15 protein-coding genes are annotated in these 18349 nt (G+C 71.5%); 9 read left to right on the plus strand and 6 right to left on the minus strand.

Annotated elements, in window-relative coordinates:
- Positions 1-79: 79 nt before the first annotated feature.
- Positions 80-1315: a sugar ABC transporter substrate-binding protein gene (locus OG485_RS23610; protein WP_328670574.1), complete on the minus strand. Its 1236-nt coding sequence runs from the start codon at positions 1313-1315 to the stop codon at positions 80-82.
- Positions 1316-1368: 53 nt separating this feature from the next.
- Positions 1369-3306, minus strand: coding sequence for a glycoside hydrolase family 127 protein (locus tag OG485_RS23615; protein ID WP_328670575.1), 1938 nt, complete (start codon positions 3304-3306; stop codon positions 1369-1371).
- A gap of 345 nt (positions 3307-3651) precedes the next feature.
- Between OG485_RS23615 and OG485_RS23620 the strand changes: the two genes are divergently transcribed.
- Together OG485_RS23620 and OG485_RS23625 are read left to right on the plus strand one after the other, a co-directional pair.
- Positions 3652-4746, plus strand: a complete 1095-nt coding sequence (locus OG485_RS23620; RefSeq protein WP_328670576.1) for a LacI family DNA-binding transcriptional regulator — start codon at positions 3652-3654, stop codon at positions 4744-4746.
- A gap of 224 nt (positions 4747-4970) precedes the next feature.
- Positions 4971-5261, plus strand: coding sequence for a DUF3303 family protein (locus OG485_RS23625; RefSeq protein ID WP_328670577.1), 291 nt, complete (start codon positions 4971-4973; stop codon positions 5259-5261).
- 82 nt (positions 5262-5343) lie between these two features.
- Here OG485_RS23625 and OG485_RS23630 read toward each other — a convergent pair whose 3' ends face one another.
- The 3 genes from OG485_RS23630 to OG485_RS23640 all read right to left on the minus strand — a co-directional run bounded on the left by OG485_RS23630 (position 5344) and on the right by OG485_RS23640 (position 8455).
- Entirely contained in the window at positions 5344-5994 is a 651-nt protein-coding gene (locus OG485_RS23630) for a hypothetical protein (RefSeq protein ID WP_328450106.1), read from the minus strand.
- A 217-nt stretch (positions 5995-6211) separates the two neighbouring features.
- On the minus strand, positions 6212-6907 hold the full coding sequence (locus tag OG485_RS23635; RefSeq protein WP_328670578.1) for a GntR family transcriptional regulator: 696 nt from the start codon (positions 6905-6907) through the stop codon (positions 6212-6214).
- A 192-nt stretch (positions 6908-7099) separates the two neighbouring features.
- Positions 7100-8455 (minus strand): aspartate aminotransferase family protein, encoded by a 1356-nt coding sequence (locus OG485_RS23640; RefSeq protein ID WP_328670579.1) that lies wholly within the window; start codon positions 8453-8455, stop codon positions 7100-7102.
- A 261-nt stretch (positions 8456-8716) separates the two neighbouring features.
- Here OG485_RS23640 and OG485_RS23645 point away from each other — a divergent pair, with 261 nt between their 5' ends.
- Both OG485_RS23645 and OG485_RS23650 read left to right on the plus strand, forming a co-directional pair.
- Positions 8717-10819 carry a serine/threonine-protein kinase gene (locus tag OG485_RS23645; protein WP_328670580.1) on the plus strand — a complete coding sequence of 701 codons (2103 nt, stop codon included), beginning with the start codon at positions 8717-8719 and terminating at the stop codon, positions 10817-10819.
- A 166-nt stretch (positions 10820-10985) separates the two neighbouring features.
- Entirely contained in the window at positions 10986-12518 is a 1533-nt protein-coding gene (locus OG485_RS23650; protein ID WP_328670581.1) for a substrate-binding domain-containing protein, read from the plus strand.
- 17 nt (positions 12519-12535) lie between these two features.
- Here the strand turns inward: OG485_RS23650 and OG485_RS23655 are convergent, their stop codons facing one another.
- Complete coding sequence (locus OG485_RS23655; protein ID WP_328450096.1) at positions 12536-13279, minus strand: SLATT domain-containing protein; 744 nt, start codon at positions 13277-13279, stop codon at positions 12536-12538.
- Between the two features lie 316 nt (positions 13280-13595).
- On the opposite strand from OG485_RS23655, the gene OG485_RS23660 reads away from it, so the two are divergent.
- The 5 genes from OG485_RS23660 (at position 13596) to OG485_RS23680 (ending at position 17957) form a co-directional block, all read left to right on the plus strand.
- Positions 13596-13940, plus strand: coding sequence for a YbaB/EbfC family nucleoid-associated protein (locus tag OG485_RS23660; protein WP_326786519.1), 345 nt, complete (start codon positions 13596-13598; stop codon positions 13938-13940).
- Positions 13941-14051: 111 nt separating this feature from the next.
- Positions 14052-14651, plus strand: a complete 600-nt coding sequence (gene recR / locus OG485_RS23665; RefSeq protein ID WP_328670582.1) for a recombination mediator RecR — start codon at positions 14052-14054, stop codon at positions 14649-14651.
- On the plus strand, positions 14644-15303 hold the full coding sequence (locus OG485_RS23670; protein WP_328670583.1) for a DUF5063 domain-containing protein: 660 nt from the start codon (positions 14644-14646) through the stop codon (positions 15301-15303). The genes recR and OG485_RS23670 overlap by 8 nt, the downstream gene beginning before the upstream one ends.
- A gap of 303 nt (positions 15304-15606) precedes the next feature.
- Positions 15607-16899: an aspartate kinase gene (locus OG485_RS23675; protein ID WP_328670584.1), complete on the plus strand. Its 1293-nt coding sequence runs from the start codon at positions 15607-15609 to the stop codon at positions 16897-16899.
- On the plus strand, positions 16896-17957 hold the full coding sequence (locus OG485_RS23680; protein ID WP_328670585.1) for an aspartate-semialdehyde dehydrogenase: 1062 nt from the start codon (positions 16896-16898) through the stop codon (positions 17955-17957). The genes OG485_RS23675 and OG485_RS23680 overlap by 4 nt, the downstream gene beginning before the upstream one ends.
- Positions 17958-18349 lie beyond the last annotated feature (392 nt).

The raw sequence follows: 18349 nt of genomic DNA on the forward strand, positions 1-18349 counted from the left end.
GCGTTTGAGGAGCGGGGTCTGGGGCGGAGCCCCGGGTGCGGGACGGGTAGGGGCGGAGGGGGCGAAAGAACGTCTGCGCCTAGCCCTTTGCGGCGGAGGCCTGGGCGTCGGACAGAGCGGCGGCGGGGGCCTTGGAGCCGGAGAGGGCCGCTTGGACGGCGGTCCACATCTGCTGCGAGATGGTGGGGTACTCGGTGCCCAGGCCGCCGCTCGTGCGACCCCGCGCCGACGCCACCGCCTCCACCCACGGCCCGAGCTTCGCGTTCGCCTTGACCTGCTGGGCCTGCACCGCGGAGGTGGGCGCCACATAGGTCAGCGTCGTGTCGCTCGCCAGGAGGTTCTCGGCGCTGGTCAGACAGGTGACGATCTTCTTGGTGGTGTCGTAGCGGCCGGTGTCCTTCTGCACGGGAACGGTGACGAACTCCCCGCCGGTGGGGACCGGCGCCGAACCGCCTTTCTGTGCGGGGATGTTGACCACTCCGTACGGGAACCCGGCCTTCTCCGCGTTGGCGAGCTGCCAGGTGCCGTTCTCGCCGAAGGCGTAGTCCCCGGTGGCGAACTCCTGCCAGCTGGTGGTCTGGGTGTTGTTCAGTACGTCCTTGGGGGCGTAGCCCGCGTCGACCCACTGTTTCCACAGGGTGAGGGCCGCCACGCCCTTGGCGGAGTCGAGCCGGGTGAGGTCCGCGCCGGCGCCCCAGAACCAGGGCAGGAACTGGAAGCTGCCCTCCTCGGTGTTGATCGCCGAGAAGGTGATGCCCTTCTTGCCCGCCGCCTTGATCTTCTTGAGGGCCGCCGTCAGGGACGCCCAGTCCTTGATGCCGGCCGGGTCCACGTGCGCGGCGGAGAGGACGTCCTTGTTGTAGTAGAGGGCGAGGGTGTTGGCGCCGATGGGGACGCCGTAGGCCGCGTCGTCGAGGGTGCCCGCGCCGATGATGTTCTTCTGGATCGCGGCCGTGTCGAGGCCCAGGTCGCTGGTTCCGGTGAGGATGCCGGCCTCCACGAGGGTGGAGACGACCGGGTTGTCGACCAGCATCACGTCGGGCGCGTTGCCCTGCTGGGCGGCGAGCAGCGCCTTGTTGCCGAGGTCCGTGGTGTCGTACGCGGTGCGCTTGATCTTGACCCCGGCGTCGGTGCCGCAGGCGGTGACGCGCTTGCCCCAGTCGGACGAGGCGTCGAACTGCGGGTACGGGTCCCAGAAGGTGTACGTCGAGGACGTACCGGACGAGGAGGAGCCGGAGCCGCCGCACGCGGTGACGGTGGCGAGGGCACAGGCGGTGGCTATGGCTGCGGTCAGGGTGCGGCGGGTGCTTCTCACGGGGTGACCTCGTTGTCGGGAGACGGGGAGAGACGTGTGCGCGGGTGCGTGGATCAGGACGTGGGCAGCCAGACGCGCATCGCGCCGTCCTCGCGGTTGGCCCAGGCGTAGTAGGGGATCGCGGTGAGTTCGACCGGGCCCCCGGCCGGGGCCGCCGTGTGACCGGCGGGGCGGTAGGGCCACCAGGAGCCGTCGTCTGGGAGCTCGCGGCGGTGTCCGGTGGCCAGCACGGTGGTGACGCCGCCGAGCAGTTCGGGACGCTGCTTGACGGCGAGCGGGCGGGCTGTGTCGAGGACGATGGCGTCCAGACCGCCGCCCGGATGGTCGGCCTGCTCCAGGCAGTACACGAGCGGGCCGCGTTCGATCGCCGCGCAGCCGCGTACGGCGTCCACGCGCGGGTCGGCGACGGTGAGCCGGGCGTCCAGGGCGAGTTCGAGGATCACCCGGTCGCCGGGGGCCCAGGTCCGCTCCAGGCGCAGCCAGCCGTCCCGGACGGGCGCGTTCGTGCCGTCGTAGGTCCGTTCGCCGTCGTGGACGCGGAAGGAGCCGCACCACTGGGGGATGCGGAGCGAGAGGGTCCAGGGGGTCTCGGGTGTCTCCTCGACGGTGAGGGCGACCGTGCCGTGCCAGGGGTAGTCGGTCTCGGCGCGTACGGCGACGGGGGCGCCGGCCAGGTCCGCGCGGTACTCGCCGGTGACGTACTGGTGGATCTGGAGGCCGTCCGGGCCGGTGGAGGCGAGGTAGTGCTCCAGGGAGGCCAGCAGACGCATGACGTTGGGCGGGCAGCAGGCGCAGCGGAACCAGCGGGTGCGGCGGGCCGACTGGTCGCCGCCGGGGTCGGTGTGGCCGTCGCGGACCTGGAGCGGGTTGACGTACAGCCAGCGCTCGCCGTCCAGGGAGACCCCGGCCAGGAAGCCGTTGTAGAGGGTGCGTTCGATCAGGTCGGCGTAGCGGGCCTCGCCGGTGAGCAGGGCCATGCGCCAGCTCCACTGGACGGAGGCGATGGCCGCGCAGGTCTCGCAGTAGGCGCGCTCGTTGGGGAGTTCGTAGGGGTCGCCGAAGTCCTCCTCGTCGTGGTGGGCGCCGAGCCCGCCGGTGAGGTGGGTCTTCGTCGCCGCCATGGCCTGCCACAACCGCTCGGTGGCCGCGCGGAGTTCGGCGTCGGCGGTCTCGGACGCCAGGTCCGCCGCCGCGGCCAGCAGATACAACTGCCGTACGGCGTGGCCCTCCACGGTGGTTGCCTCGCGCACCGGGACCCGGTCCTGGCAGTAGGCCTCGCCGCCGAGCAGGCCGTGGCCGTGCCGGTCGACGAAGTAGCCGGCCAGGTCGAGGTAGCGGCGTTCGCCGGTCTCCCGGTAGAGCTCGACCAGGGCGGTCTCGATCTCGGGGTGGCCGTCGATGCCGTCCAGGGGTTTCCCGCTGTCCGGGGTGCCGAACACCGTGTCGATGTGGTCGGCGAAACGGCGGGCCACGTCGAGGAGTTCGGGGCGCCCGGTGGTGCGGTGGTGGGCCACGGCCGCCTGGATGAGGTGGCCCGCGCAGTACAGCTCGTGGCCCCAGCGCAGATCCTGGTAGCGCTCGCCGTTCCCGCGCAGCTGGAACCACGTGTTGAGGTAGCCGTCGGGCTGCTGGGCCGCGGCGACCAGGGCGATGATCCGGTCCACCTCGGCGGCGAGGGCGCCCGCGGGTTCCCCGGCCAGCCGCCAGGCGGCGGCCTCCAGCCACTTGTAGACGTCGGTGTCGAGGAACGGGTACGCGCCCTGGAACTCGCCCTCGGCCGTGCCCGCCGCCAGCCGCAGGTTGTGCAGGTTGCCCGCCGACTCCAGCAGGTCCGGGCCCTGGGGGACGGAGGTGCGCGCGTTGACCTCACGGCGGGTGTGCCAGAAGCCGCCGCCGATGGTGGCGGACGCGGGGCGCAGCGCGCCACGGGCACCGGGAGTGGGGTGGACGGGGCCCGTGCCGGGGCGGGCGGCGGAGCGTGTGGGGGGCATGGTTCTCCGGTTCTCGTGGAACGCGTTCGACGGGTCGTGACGTGTTCGAGGACGGGTACGGCAGGGCGCGCTCGGGTGCGGGCAGGGGTGCGGCCGACTGCTCGGTCATGGGCGGCAGGGTGCTCGGGCAGGAACCTGGTCGGCTGCTCGGGAACTCGTTTGAGCAACCGTTTTCCTGCCCGAAAGTAGAGGGGAGGCGGCGGGAGGGGTCAAGGGTCGCGGCGCAATATTTTCTCTGCCGCTCCGGATCTGGTCCGGATCCCTGGCCGCTGGCACGATGGGGTAGCCAATGTCGTCGACGAGGGCCGGTACCGCCCTGGTCGATGCGAAGGAAAAGGATTGCCCGTGACTTCTGCTCCGCGTTCGTCCTTCGCCGGCCGGGCCAAGCTCGCCGACGTCGCCGCCCTCGCGGGGGTCAGTGTGGGCACGGCGTCGAAGGCGCTGAACGGCGGCGGGCGGATGCGGCCCGAGACCCGCCGGCGGGTTCTCGACGCCGTCGACTCGCTCGGCTTCCGGCCCAACCAGCACGCGCGGAACCTGCACACCGGCCGAAGCTGGACGGTCGGACTGATGACGACGGACGGCATCGGCCGCTTCTCCACCCCGGTGCTGCTCGGCGCCGAGGACGCGCTCGGCGCCGGGAAGATCTCCGTCCTGCTGTGCGACACCCGGGGCGACTCGATCCGCGAGCAGCACCATCTGCGCAACCTGATGGACCGCAGGGTGGACGGCATCATCGTCACCGGCCGCCGCACGGACCCGCGCCCGCCGCTCACCGGCGTCGACCCGATCCCCATCGTCTACGCGCTCTCCCCGTCCACCGACCCGGCCGACACCTCCGTCGTCTCCGACGACCGGGGCGGCGCCCGGCTCGCGGTGGAACACCTGCTGGCGGCGGGCCGCACCCGGATCGCGCACGTCACCGGCCCGGAACACCACGCCGCCGCCCGCGACCGCGCCCGGCACGCGGCCGAGCACCTCGGGCGTTCCTCGCTGAGGCTCGCCACCGGACGCGTCCACTTCGGCGAGTGGAGCGAGGCATGGGGGCGCCGGGCCGCCGACGCGGTGCTGCGCACGGCCCCGGACACCGACGCCTTCTTCTGCGGCAACGACCAGATCGCCCGGGGTGTCGCCGACGCGCTTCGCGAGCGGGGTGTGGACGTTCCCGGTGACATCGCCGTCGTCGGCTACGACAACTGGGACACCATGGCGCTGGCCTGCCGTCCGCCGCTGACCACCATCGACATGGACCTCACCGAGATCGGCCGGATCGCGGCGTTGCGCCTCCTGGAGGCCATCGACGCCGACGCCGAGACCGGTACCGACGCCGAGGCCGGCACCGGGGAGGATGCCGAGGGCGATGCCGGGGACGGCGAGGAGCGGGGGCGCGGGGGCGTCCACACGGTTCCCTGCCGGCTTGTGGTGCGCGAGTCGAGCTGACGGGTCGGGCCTCCGCTTCCGGTCCGGCCCGCTCGGTGCGCCCGCCCCATGAGCGAGCGCCCGTCCCACGAGTGAGCATCCGCCCCACGAGTGACGCGGCTTGGGTCTCACTGGAGAGTGACGTCCGGGTCGGCGCCGTGAGCATGCCGTCGGCGGGGGGAATAGCCTGAAAGCGCACGTTCGGGGGCTTCTGCGTGCGTCGACCGACGGACAAGGAGAGTGCGATGCGCGTGATGCTCAGGGCGACCATGGACACGGAGAAGGCCAACGAACTCATCCGCAGCGGGAAGCTTCCGCAGTTGATGCAGGAAACGATGGAGCGCCTCAAGCCGGAAGCGACCTACTTCACCACCTACGAGGGCAGCCGAGCCTGTTACATGGTCTTCGACCTTCAGGACAGCAGTCGGATTCCGGTGATCGCGGAGCCGTTCTTCACGGAACTCGGCGCCCGGATCGACCTCTCCCCCGTCATGAACGCCGAGGACCTCCACAAGGGCCTGTCCCAGCTGGGCTGACGACCGGCCGGGCGGACTCCGTCCCCGCCGGTGCGGGGCCACGCGGGCACGCGGCCGGGCCCCGCACCGTGGGACGGCCGGATCAGCTGAAGACGATCATGGAGCCCTGGGCGAGACTCCGGGTCGCGGCTGCGTGCAGGCCCAGCCAGACGTGACGCTCACGGGCGAAGGGGCTGGAGTCGTAGGGGGACGGAGCGGCGGGTTCCTCCAGCTCCGTCGGGGCGCTCGGGGGCTGTGGTGGGGCCGGCGGATTCGCCGGGTCGATGCCGATCGAGGGGGCCACGAACTCGAGTTCGCGCAGGAGAGCCTGGGACGAGCCCAACGGCCCGCCGCCCGCGAGGAGTTCGTCGTTGGCCAGCGGGTGCGGGAACTCCACCGGAACGTAGGCGCCCGCGTGGTCGTAGTGCCAGACCAGATGGGACTGCTGGGCGTTCGTCTCGAACATCTCCAGCAACTGCTCGTAGTCGCCGCCGAGTTCATCGACCGGCGCCACCGCGAGCCCGCACATCTGGAGCAGGTACGCGCGGCGCAGGAAGTGCAGCGCGTCGTAGTCGAAGCCGGCGACCGGGGCCACGTCACCCGACAGGCCCGGCATGTACGCGTACACCGGCACCGGGGGAAGCCCGGCCTCGGCGAGCACCTTGTCGTAGAGCGCCAGTTCCTCGGCGAAGGGGTTGTCGGGGGTGTGGCACAGCACGTCGACGAGCGGGACCAACCACAGGTCACAGGCCAACAGACGGCTCCTCTTGCTCCTTGGGGTGCAGGGTGGTCAGGGCAGCGTAATGCGCGTGGCGGTCCTGTGAAGAGGCCGGTACACAAGTAGGCCTCCCGATGGCCGGGGTCGCCCGCTCCCCGGGGACACCTCCCCATCCCCCCGATCGCCCGCGGGGGGTGTTCTCAAACACGGGAAACAGGCACGGGAACGGGACGATCCGCGCCCGGACCGCGGCTCAGGGGGCGTCGAGGCGCTCGATGAGGGTGAGCGCGTGCTCGTTGTACGCCGTCACGATCGCCCGCGCCCCGTCGGCGTCGCGGCGCGCGAGGGCGTCCACCAGCTCGGTGTGGCCGGACCACAGATGGCCCTTGAGATCGGAGACGTGGCGCAGATGCTGGACCGTGCAGACCCAGGACTGGACCCGCATCCGGTGCAGGAAGTCGGCGAGATAGGCGTTGCCGAACAGGTTGCTGAGCTCGCGCCAGTAGCGGAGGTCGTAGCCGATGAGGATGTTCAGGTCGCCGGCGGTGGCCGCGCGCTGGGCCTCCTCGCCGCGGCGCCGGACGGCCGCGAGCTGGGCGAGCGCGCGGGGGTCGTCCGCCTGTGGCATGCCGCTGGCCGCGAGGCTCTGGAACATGCCCTCCGTGATCAGGCTGCGCGCCTCGATCATGCCGCGGTAGTCGGCGCCGGAGTACTCGTGGACGCGGAAGCCGCGGTGCTGGTCGGCGTCCAGGAGGCCCTGGGCCGACAGGTCGACCAGGGCCTCGCGGACCGGGGTGGCGGACACGCCGTACTGCTCGGCGATCTCCTTCACCGTGAACTCCTGGCCCGGCCGGAGGCGACCCCCGAGCACCTCGTCACGGAGCGCGTCCGCGATCTGCTGCCGCAGGGTGCTGCGTGTTACGGCGCCACTGCCGCCGATGCCGGCCATGGTGGTGGTCTCACTCCCCGTCGCATGGGTTCGGTGCGCGTATCTACTCGCGTATCTCTACGAGCAGGACACCATACGCCGTGGGGGTCGGCGGGCCGACTCCCCGGCACCCCCGAAGGGGCGCGGGGAACCGGCACGGCCGACCCCACCAGGGACGGGAACCCCTGGGGCTTGTCAGACAGGCCCCAGACCTCACACCGTGTGCTCGTCCGCCACCGACAGCGCCGCGTCCAGGGCCGCCAGGCCCTCCTTGGCCTCGGCCTCGGTGATGTTGCACGGCGGTACGACGTGGGTGCGGTTCATGTTGATGAAGGGCCACAGACCGCGGGCCTTGGCCGCGGCACCGAACGCGGCCATCGGCGCGTTCGCCTCGCCCGACGCGTTGTACGGGACCAGCGGCTCCCGGGTCTCCCGGTCCTTCACCAGCTCCAGCGCCCAGAAGACGCCCGTGCCGCGCACCTCGCCGATGCTCGGGTGCCGTTCCGCCAGCTCGCGCAGGCCCGGTCCGATGACGGTCTCGCCGATGGCGGCGGCCTGGCCGACGATCCCCTCCTCCTCCATGACGTTGATCGTCGCGACGGCGGCGGCGCAGGCCAGCGGGTGCCCGGAGTAGGTGAGCCCGCCGGGGTAGGGCCGCCTGGCGAAGGTCTCGGCGATCTCGGCGGAGATCGCCACGCCGCCCAGCGGGACGTAGCCGGAGTTCACGCCCTTGGCGAAGGTCATCAGGTCCGGCGTCACCTCGTAGTGGTCCGCGGCGAACCACCTGCCGGTGCGGCCGAACCCGGCCATGACCTCGTCCAGGACGAAGACGATCCCGTAGCGGTCGCAGATCTCCCGCACCCCGGTCAGGTAGCCGGCCGGCGGCGTCATGATCCCCGCGGTGCCCGGGATCGTCTCCAGGATCAGGGCCGCTATGGTCCCCGGTCCCTCGAAGGCGATGGTGTCCTCCAGGTGCTGGAGCGCGCGCTCGCACTCCTGCCGCTCGCTGTCGGAGTGGAAGGGGCTGCGGTACAGGAACGGCGCCCAGAAGTGGACGACACCGGCCGCGCCGCTGTCGTTCGGCCAGCGCCGGGGGTCGCCCGTGAGGTTGATCGCCGTGGAGGTGGCCCCGTGGTACGAGCGGTAGGCGGAGAGCACCTTCGGACGGCCGGTGTGCAGCCGGGCCATCCGCGTGGCGTTCTCGACGGCCTCCGCGCCGCCGTTGGTGAAGAAGATCTTGTCCAGGTCGCCCGGGGTCCGCTCGGCGATCAGCCGGGCCGCCTCCGAACGCGCCTCGACGGCGAAGGCCGGCGCGAACGTGGACAGGGTCGCGGCCTGTTCCTGGATCGCGGCGACGACCTTCGGGTGCTGGTAGCCGATGTTGGTGAAGACGAGCCCGCTGGTGAAGTCCAGATACCGCTTGCCTTCGTAGTCCCAGAAGTACGAGCCCTCGGCGCCTGCGACGGCGAGCGGGTCGATGAGCTCCTGCGCGGACCAGGAGTGGAACACGTGCGCGCGGTCCGCGGCCTTCACGGCGGCGCCGGCCTGGGGGTTGGGCTGAGGGGTCATGCGGCGAAGCGTAAATGTCCGCCGGCCGGGCGCGATATCGGCGTCCTGTCTGCGGTCGGGGGCTTTCCGCGACAGTCTGTCGGGCTTGGCCGGGAGGCCGCTCGGGGCGGTCCCCGGCGGGGGACGTCAAGGACAGCGGTGGGACCCGTTACCAAAACGGCACCAGTCGTGACGGAACCGTAGACACTGCCCCGCCCGATGCCCGGTACGGCGCACTATCCTCGGTCTGTTGCACACGTACGGGGGAGGGTGGGCACTGCCATGGAGAACCTGGGGGCGGGGGATCCGCAGCAGATCGGGGCGTACCGGCTGCTGGCGAGACTCGGTGCCGGAGGGATGGGCCACGTCTATCTCGCACGGTCCGACCGGGGACGTACCGTCGCGGTCAAACTCGTCCGGCCGGAACTAGCCGAGCAGGAGGAGTTCCGGGCCCGCTTCCGGCAGGAGGTGCGGGCCGCCCGCCGGGTCGGCGGGCTGTGGACCGCGCCCGTCCTGGACGCGGACACGGAGGCCCCGATCCCGTGGGTGGCCACCGGTTATGTCGCGGGGCCCTCGCTCCAGGCCGTCGTCGGACGCGACCACGGCGCGCTGCCCGAGCGTTCCGTGCGCATCCTCGCCGCGGGCCTCGCGCACGCGCTGAAGGACATCCACTCCGCGGGCCTCATCCACCGCGACCTCAAGCCCTCGAACGTCCTCGTCACCATCGACGGCCCCCGCGTCATCGACTTCGGCATCGCGCGTGCCCTGGAGACGGTGACGGACGGCGGCCTGACGCACACCGGGGCGCTCGTCGGCTCGCCGGGATTCATGGCTCCCGAGCAGGTGCGCGGTGACCGCGTCACGCCCGCGTGCGACATCTTCTGCCTCGGCTCGGTCCTGTCGTACGCGGCCACCGGCGCCCTTCCGTTCGGCGCGGCCAACAGCGGTGTGCACGCCATGATGTTCCGCATCGCGCAGGAGGAGGCCGACCTCACGGGGGTGCCCGAGGGGCTCGCCGACCTCGTGCGGGACTGTCTGCGCAAGGATCCCGGCGCCCGGCCCGGGCTCGACGAGATCCTGGAGCGCACGGGCGCGGAGGAGACCGTCGCGGAAGGACGCACCCTCGACCCCTGGCTGCCCGGCTCGCTGGTGGCCCAGCTCGGGCGGCACGCCGTGCGGCTGCTGGACACGGAGAACCCGGACAGGGGACCGGAGCGGCCCCGGGCGGGTGCTCCGGCCGCCCTCCCGCCCGCGCCCGCCGCCGCTCCCGCCCTCCCGCCCGCGCATGGTGCCGCTCCCTCCCTGCCGCCGGCGCCCGTCGCCGCCCCCGATTTCTCCAAGCCGCCCACCGGCTCGCCCGCCGCCTCGTCCTCCTCCTCGGCTTCCGCCGCCTCCTCGACGCCCTCCGACTCCTCCTCGGCGCCCGCCGCGTCCGGCGAGGCATCCCCGGAACACGCGCCCGCCGAGGGGGGCGCCACCCCGCCCCTTCCGGGGCAGCCCGGCCCCGTGAACCACCTCCCGACCGTGATCGCGGGCCCGGGCACGACGCCTCCCCCCGCGGCGCCGTCCGGCCCGCACCCCGCGTACGGCTATCCGCAGCAGCACCCGCAGCCCCCCGGCCAGGGCCCGGCCCACCCCGCGTACGGCTACCCGCAGGCCGGCTGGGGCTCGGCCCAGCCGCCCTACGGTTCGACGCCTCCCTACGGTCCCGGAGTGGCCGCCCATCCGTACGGGCCCGGCGGCGCGACCCCGCCCTACGGCGCGACCCCTCCGTACGGTCCCGGCGTCGCCCCGCTCGGCCCGGAGCCCCCGCACAGGAGCGGCCGGTCCACGGCCCTGCTCGTGGTCGTGGCCCTGGTCGTCGCGCTCGGCGCGGGCGGCAGCGTGTTCGCGCTGCTGAACGGCCGGGGCGGCGGAGGCGGCCAGGAGGACCCCAAGGCGTCCACCACGGCCTCCGGCGGGACGACACCGGGGCAGAGCGCGTCGCAGCCGCCGGCCACCGCCTCCGATTCGCCCAGCGGCCCGGCGACCCAGGGCGGCACCGTCCCGGAGGCGTTCCTCGGCACCTGGGACGCGGTCATAGACAACGACAGCGGACACCACACCCGCCGGATGACCATCCAGCAGGGCGAGGTCGGAGACACGGTGCTGACGGTCACCGCGGACGGCGGCGACTACCACTGTGTCTTCCAGGCCGCCCTCGCCACGGCCCCGGGAGCAGGCGGTCCGCTGGAGATCGGCCCCTCCCAGGTCACCGTCGGGGCACCGCCGTCCTGCAAGCCGGGCGACGCCTCCGAGGTCACCCTCCTGCCTGACGGCCGGCTGCGGCGGGCGAAGACCGGCTCGGCGGCCGAGGCCGAGCTGATCTACACGAAGAGCGGCTGAGCCCAGAAGACACGCCGGGGGTCCCGCGGGCGGTGGCCCACGGGACCCCGGGGAACGCTCCGGCCGCCGTACCGTCCACGGCCGTCGAAGTTCACTTCCCGTATGTGGGTTGTTTCCGGCCAGAGCCGTACGGTGACCGCACCGCAGGCTCGGGGGAGTGGCTCACGTGGAGTGGCTGAGCGCAGAGAACGTCGTGGCCGTCGGGACCGCCGTCATCGGTGTCGTCGCCTCCGCCGTGATGGTCTGGTACGAGCGCAGGGTGCCGCGCCGCAAGACGGTCGGCTACCGCGTGCAGATGGACAATCCCATCGGCGACGACGTGCGCTCGGGACGCGCGAACGTACGGCTCGGGCTGTTCGACGAGGCTCCCGGCATGTCCGACGCCACCCTCGTGCTGCTGCGGATCGAGAACGACGGCTCGCAGAGCATCGCCGGGGACGACTACACGAGCCGTGAACGGCACGGACTGACCGCGGTGTTCACCGACCGCACCATCCGCGGTGTGTCCGTGACCCAGCCGCCCGGCACCGACCACCTGATGGACCACTTCACCCCGGCCGCCGGGCTCGGCTACGAGGACGGCACGCTGCGCATCCCGCGGGTCCCGCTCAACCGGGGCGAGCACTTCAAGCTGCTCGTCCTGCTGTCGGGCGGCGACGTGGGATGTCCGATACGGATCGTCGGCGGCATCCGTGACGGCGAGGTCCGGCCCAACCGCAGTACGACACCGGACGACCAGCCACCGCTGTTCAGCCGCGCGGCCCGGCTCATCACCGTGCTCCTGACGGTCTGCGTCGTCGCCCTCGCCCTGATCGTCGTTCTGCGCGACGACTCACCGTCGCCGATCGGCTGCGCGCAGGGCACGCTGACCGTCACCGGCTCGACCGCCTTCGAGCCCGTGATGCGCGAGCTGGCCGAGAAGTACGAGTACGCCTGCCAGGGCTCCGCGATCACGGTGGACGCCCACGGCAGCACGGCCGGCGTGCGCGAACTCGACGCGGCGGGGCAGGCGTCGAAGAAGGGGTCCCCGGCCCTCGTCGCCCTCTCCGACGGTCCCAGGCCGGGCGCCTTCCCGCAGCTGCGGGAGAACCGGATCGCGGTGTCGGTCTTCGCGCTGGTCGTCAACGACTCCGTCCCGGTCAGGAACCTGTCGCTGACCGACGTACGGCGTCTGTACCGCGGCGAGATCAGGAACTGGAAGCAGCTCGGCGGACCCGACCGGCCCGTCCTGCTGGTCAGCCGGGACGCAAACTCCGGTACGCGGCAGGTGTTCCAGCGCCGGGTGCTCGGGCGCGGCGAGATCGCCAACTCCTCGCTGGACTGCGCCCACAAGGACGACGCCACGGCACCGGTCGTGCGCTGCGAACTCGACTCCACCGAGCAGGTGCTGAACGCGGTGGCCGAGCTGCCCGGCGCGATCGGCTACAGCGAGCTCAACGGCGCCGCCGGCCACAAGAGGCTGCACAGGATCAGCCTCGACGGCCACACCGCCTCCGTCGAGGACCTGGAGCGCGGCACCTCGGACTATCCGTACCGCGAGATCGAGTACGCCTACACCTACGGACAGCCGCCCGCCGACTCCCTCGCCTCCAGCTTCCTCTCCTACATCACCCGGGGCAGCGGCCAGGACGTCGTCCGCACCCACGGTCATCTCCCCTGCGGGACGCCGGTCGGGCTGAAGATCTGCGGAGCCGGCTGACGCCGTGGCGCCGGCCGCTAACGGGGCTCGGGCGGGCGCTGGCGGGGCATGTTCGGGCGGGTGCCCGGCGGCAGCGGGGTGCGCCCGTTCAGCGGCGGTCCCTCGGGCCGGGGCGCTCCCGCCGACGACGACTGGATCCCCAGTGGCGCCGGTCCCGTGCGGAACTCCACCATCCAGTCCGCCGTCTCGGTGCGCACCAGTTCCGTGATGTCCTCCGAGAACCTCCGCAGCACCCCGATGCACCGGTCGGCCGCCTCGCTGGCCGTTCCGTCGGCGGGTCCGAGGACCTCCCGGACGCTCTCGGAGGCCCAGTCGAACTGAAGTGCCTGGAGTCGCCGTTGCACGGCCTGCGCGGTGGCCACGTCCCTTATCCATCCGGAGGTCACACCGAAGAACCGGTCGACGGCGACACAGGAGACCGCGAGCAGCAGCGCCAGATAGCCCCACGGAGCCGCCCCCCGCACCGCTCCGGTGAGGTCGAGCAGCGGCAGCGCGGCCCCGGCGACGGCCCCCAGCGTCGCGCCGGACCGCAGCACCCGCGCCGTCCGTCGCTTCCACACGCGGTCGGAGAGATACCAGGCGGCCGTGTCGAGCGCCCCCTGCTCCACCCAGCGGTAGAGCTCGTGGAGCCGTTCGGCGGGCTCCCCCCAGTCGCCGAGCGGAAACGGCCGACCGGTCAGGTCCCCCGGCCGCAGCCCCGCCGCGCCCTCGCTCCGCCCGTCCTGGAGCGGCCCCTCCGGCTGCATCTCCGGCTGACTCACCCGGCACTCCCTAGTTGACGACAGTTGACGACGGTGATGGGGACGACGCTGACGACCGTGACGACGGCGACGGCACCGACAGCGCGTGACGTCGTGTGACGCGTGGTGCGAATGCGCGGCCCCCTTCCTACCGCTCAATGGGTGGCGATGGACCGGCTTTACCGGCTTTTCCGCCCGGAAGTGGGCCTTGATCAGGTATAGGCGCCGCTGTGATGTCACTCGAAAGAGTGCTTGGGCGACGGGCCCGTCGACCACGTAGGCTCATGCTGGACAGGAGAAAACGCTCGGACAGCCGTACTCGAACCAGGAGCTGATCGTGATTCCCGGTGGTGGCCAGCCCAATATGCAGCAGTTGTTGCAGCAGGCCCAGAAGATGCAGCAGGACCTTGCGAACGCGCAGGAGGAGCTGGCGCGGACCGAGGTCGGGGGCCAGGCGGGCGGCGGCCTGGTGAAGGCGACCGTGACGGGCTCAGGAGAGCTCCGCGCCCTGGTGATCGACCCGAAGGCGGTCGACCCCGAGGACACCGAGACACTCGCCGACCTGATCGTCGCGGCCGTCCAGGCGGCGAACGAGAACGCGCAGGCGCTCCAGCAGCAGACGCTCGGCCCGCTCACCCAGGGGCTCGGCGGCGGCAGCGGCATCCCCGGTCTGCCCTTCTAAGACCGGCGGCATCCAACTACCGTACGCACCAGGAAGAAACAGCAGGAAGATCAGCGGGAAGAACAGCAGGACGGGACCAGGCGGTACCGGAGCACTCGGAAAGGCAGTCCGTTGTACGAAGGCGTTGTTCAGGACCTCATCGACGAACTGGGGCGGCTCCCCGGCGTCGGTCCCAAGAGCGCGCAGCGGATCGCCTTCCACATCCTGCAGGCGGAGCCGACGGACGTCCGCCGGCTCGCGCAGTGCCTGATGGAGGTCAAGGCGAAGGTCCGCTTCTGCGCGACCTGCGGCAACGTGGCGCAGGAGGAGCTGTGCAACATCTGCCGCGACCCGCGCCGCGACCTCTCGGTGATCTGTGTGGTGGAGGAGCCGAAGGACGTCGTCGCGGTCGAGCGGACGCGTGAGTTCCGGGGCAAGTACCACGTGCTCGGCGGCGCGATCAGCCCGATCGAGGGCGTCGGCCCGGACGACCTGCGGATCAGGGAACTCCTGACCCGTCTCGCCGACGGAGCGGTCACCGAGCTCATCCTGGCCACGGACCCGAACCTGGAGGGCGAGGCCACGGCCACGTATCTCGCCCGCATGATCAAGCCCATGGGCCTCAAGGTCACCCGCCTGGCCAGCGGCCTCCCGGTGGGCGGCGACCTGGAATACGCGGACGAGGTCACGCTCGGCCGCGCCTTCGAGGGGAGACGACTTCTAGATGTCTGACGCCACGCTGCACGCGACCAGCCCGGACCCCGACGACTTCGTGGTCCAGATCGCGGACCAGGTGGAGAGCTTCCTGGTCGCCGTCACCGAGGTGGCCAAGGGCGACGAGCCGGACTCGGCCGTGCCCTTCCTCCTCCTGGAGGTCTCCCAGCTCCTCCTGGCCGGCGGCCGTCTCGGCGCGCACGAGGACATCGTCCCCGACGAGCGCTACGAGCCGGACCTCGGCCCGGAAGCGGATGTGGACGAAATCCGTGAGCGTCTCGCGGTGATGCTCGAACCGATCGACGTCTACTCCGAGGTCTTCGACCCCTACGAGCCCCGCAAGGCACCCGTCCCGGCCCGTATCTCCGACGACCTGGCCGACGTCATGGCCGACCTGCGCCACGGCATGGCGCACTACCGCGCGGGCCGCACCACGGAGGCCCTGTGGTGGTGGCAGTTCTCCTACTTCTCCAACTGGGGTTCCACCGCCTCCGCGGCCCTGCGCGCGCTCCAGTCCGTGGTGGCCCACGTCCGGCTGAACCAGCCCCTGGAGGAGCTCGACGGCCTGGACACCGACCAGGACCTCGGCGAGGAGGTCCTCGCGGAAGAGGCGGGCAAGGTGATGGCGGAGGAGATCGCCGGGCCGCTGGGCCTGCGCACGGTCAAGTGACCGACCGCGCTCCGGCGGGGGCCCGCCGTGCCGACGGGCGCGGGAGAGGGCCCGCCGTGCCGACGGCCGCGTCCCGACCGTCCGTGGTGTGACCTGGGGCACGTTCGGAGTGGCGGGGCTCCGGCACGGGCAGGTGCCGTCTCGGAGCGGCCGGATCTCCCTTACCGACCTGACAGCCCGGAGTGATCACGTCGTGAGCGGGACATCTCACGATGCGATACCCCGGAAGGGAAATCCGGCCGCTCGTTAGACTGAGCCGACCGCAGTAGTGCGGTGCAGAGACGGACTGAGCGAGGAGCGCACGTGGGCCTTGTCGTGCAGAAGTACGGAGGTTCCTCCGTAGCCGATGCCGAGGGCATCAAGCGCGTCGCCAAGCGGATCGTGGAAGCGAAGAAGAACGGCCACCAGGTGGTCGTGGTCGTTTCCGCGATGGGCGACACGACGGACGAGCTGATCGATCTCGCCGAGAAGGTATCTCCGATGCCCAGCGGCCGGGAGTTCGACATGCTGCTGACCGCCGGAGAGCGGATCTCCATGGCCCTGCTGGCGATGGCGATCAAAAACCTGGGCCACAGCGCCCAGAGCTTCACCGGCAGCCAGGCAGGCGTCATCACCGACTCGGTCCACAACAAAGCCCGGATCATCGATGTCACCCCGGGCCGTATCCGTACGGCGCTCGACGAGGGCAACATCGCCATCGTCGCCGGCTTCCAGGGCGTCTCGCAGGACAAGAAGGACATCACCACGCTGGGCCGCGGCGGGTCCGACACCACGGCCGTCGCGCTGGCCGCGGCGCTCGACGCCGAGGTGTGCGAGATCTACACCGACGTGGACGGCGTGTTCACCGCCGACCCGCGCGTGGTGAAGAAGGCGAAGAAGATCGACTGGATCGCCTTCGAGGACATGCTGGAGCTCGCCGCCTCCGGCTCGAAGGTGCTGCTCCACCGCTGTGTGGAGTACGCCCGCCGCTACGACATCCCGATCCACGTGCGCTCGTCCTTCAGCGGACTTCAGGGCACCTGGGTCAGCAGCGCACCGCTCGTTCGAAAGACACAGCAGCAAGGGGACCAGAAGGTGGAGCAGGCCATCATTTCCGGTGTCGCTCACGACACCTCCGAGGCCAAGGTCACGGTCGTCGGCGTCCCGGACAAGCCGGGCGAGGCCGCCGCGATCTTCCGCGCCATCGCCAACGCCGAGATCAACATCGACATGATCGTGCAGAACGTGTCGGCGGCGACCACGGGCCTGACGGACATCTCCTTCACCCTCCCCAAGACCGAGGGCCGCAAGGCCATCGACGCCCTGGAGAAGGCGAAGAGCGTGATCGGCTTCGAGTCCCTGCGCTACGACGACCAGATCGGCAAGATCTCGCTCGTCGGCGCCGGCATGAAGACGAACCCGGGTGTCACGGCCGGCTTCTTCGAGGCGCTCACCGACGCCGGGGTCAACATCGAGCTGATCTCGACCTCCGAGATCCGTATCTCCGTGGTCACCCGCGCCGACGACGTCAACGAGGCCGTACGCGCCGTGCACACCGCCTTCGGGCTCGACTCCGACAGCGACGAGGCCGTCGTCTACGGAGGCACCGGGCGATGACCCGACGACCGACGCTCGCGGTCGTGGGAGCGACCGGGGCCGTCGGCACGGTCATGCTCCAGATCCTGTCCCAGCACGCGGACATCTGGGGTGAGATCCGACTGATCGCCTCGCCGCGCTCGGCCGGCCGCAAGCTGGCCGTGCGCGGTGTGGAGGTCGAGGTGACGGCTCTGTCGGAGGACGCCTTCGACGGGGTCGACATCGCCATGTTCGACGTCCCGGACGAGGTGGCCGCCCAGTGGGCGCCGATCGCCGCCGCCAAGGGCGCGGTCGTCGTCGACAACTCCGGCGCCTTCCGGATGGACCCGGAAGTGCCCCTGGTCGTCCCCGAGGTGAACCCGCACGCCGCGCGGGTGCGCCCGCGCGGGATCGTCTCCAACCCGAACTGCACGACCCTGTCCATGATCGTGGCGCTGGGTGCCCTGCACGCCGAGTTCGGACTGCGTGAACTCGTCGTCTCCTCGTACCAGGCGGTCAGCGGTGCGGGCCGCGCGGGTGTCGACACCCTGCGCCGGCAGATGTCCCTCGTCGCGGGCACGGAACTGGGGAACAGCCCCGGTGACGTACGCCGGGCCGTGGGCGACGACACGGGTCCGTTCCCGGAGCCGGTCGCCCTGAACGTGGTGCCGTGGGCCGGGTCGCTCGCCGAGGACGGCTGGTCCTCGGAGGAGATGAAGGTCCGCGACGAGACCCGCAAGATCCTCGGGCTGCCCCGGCTGAAGGTCGCCGTGACCTGCGTCCGCGTTCCCGTCGTCACCACGCACTCCCTGACGGTGCACGCCCGCTTCCAGGACGAGGTGACCGTCGACAAGGCCCGGGAGATCCTGGACACCGCGCCCGGCGTCGTGCTCTTCGACAACCCGGCCGCCGGCGAGTTCCCCACGCCCGCCGACGTGGTGGGCACCGACCCGACCTGGGTGGGCCGGGTCCGCCGGGCACTGGACGACCCGACGGCCCTCGAACTGTTCGTGTGCGGGGACAACCTGCGCAAGGGCGCCGCCCTGAACACGGCTCAGATCGCCGAGCTGGTGGCGGCGGAGATCGGCAGGGCCTCGTAGACCGTCAGGACCCGGTGGATCGTCAGGACGCGATGTCCCATCAGGCCCCGGTGTCCCATCCGGAGCCGGTGTCTCATCCGGACCCTCTGGATCCGGTTCTCCGTCGGGGTTGTAAGATCCGCAGGTTCTGCGCTCCCGGCGCCTTCCGGCCGTAAACCCGGTGCCCAGCGGAGGGCGGTTTTGTAAGATTCCTGTCGGTCCAGTGATCAACTTAATGGTCCTGACCACTTGAACGGACCCGTATCGGCGTTCGAAGATTTTGCTACCGCCCCGCCGCAACCGTGCGCGGGACGGTGAGCGTCTTCGCCGTCGCCATTCAGGGGCGTCCGGGGGGCGGCAGAGCATTGGGCACAGGGGAAGAGCTGTTACGCATGAGGACATCTGGTGCACTG

Origin of the sequence: Streptomyces sp. NBC_00328, from assembly GCF_036139655.1 — a bacterium.
Lineage (GTDB): Bacteria > Actinomycetota > Actinomycetes > Streptomycetales > Streptomycetaceae > Streptomyces.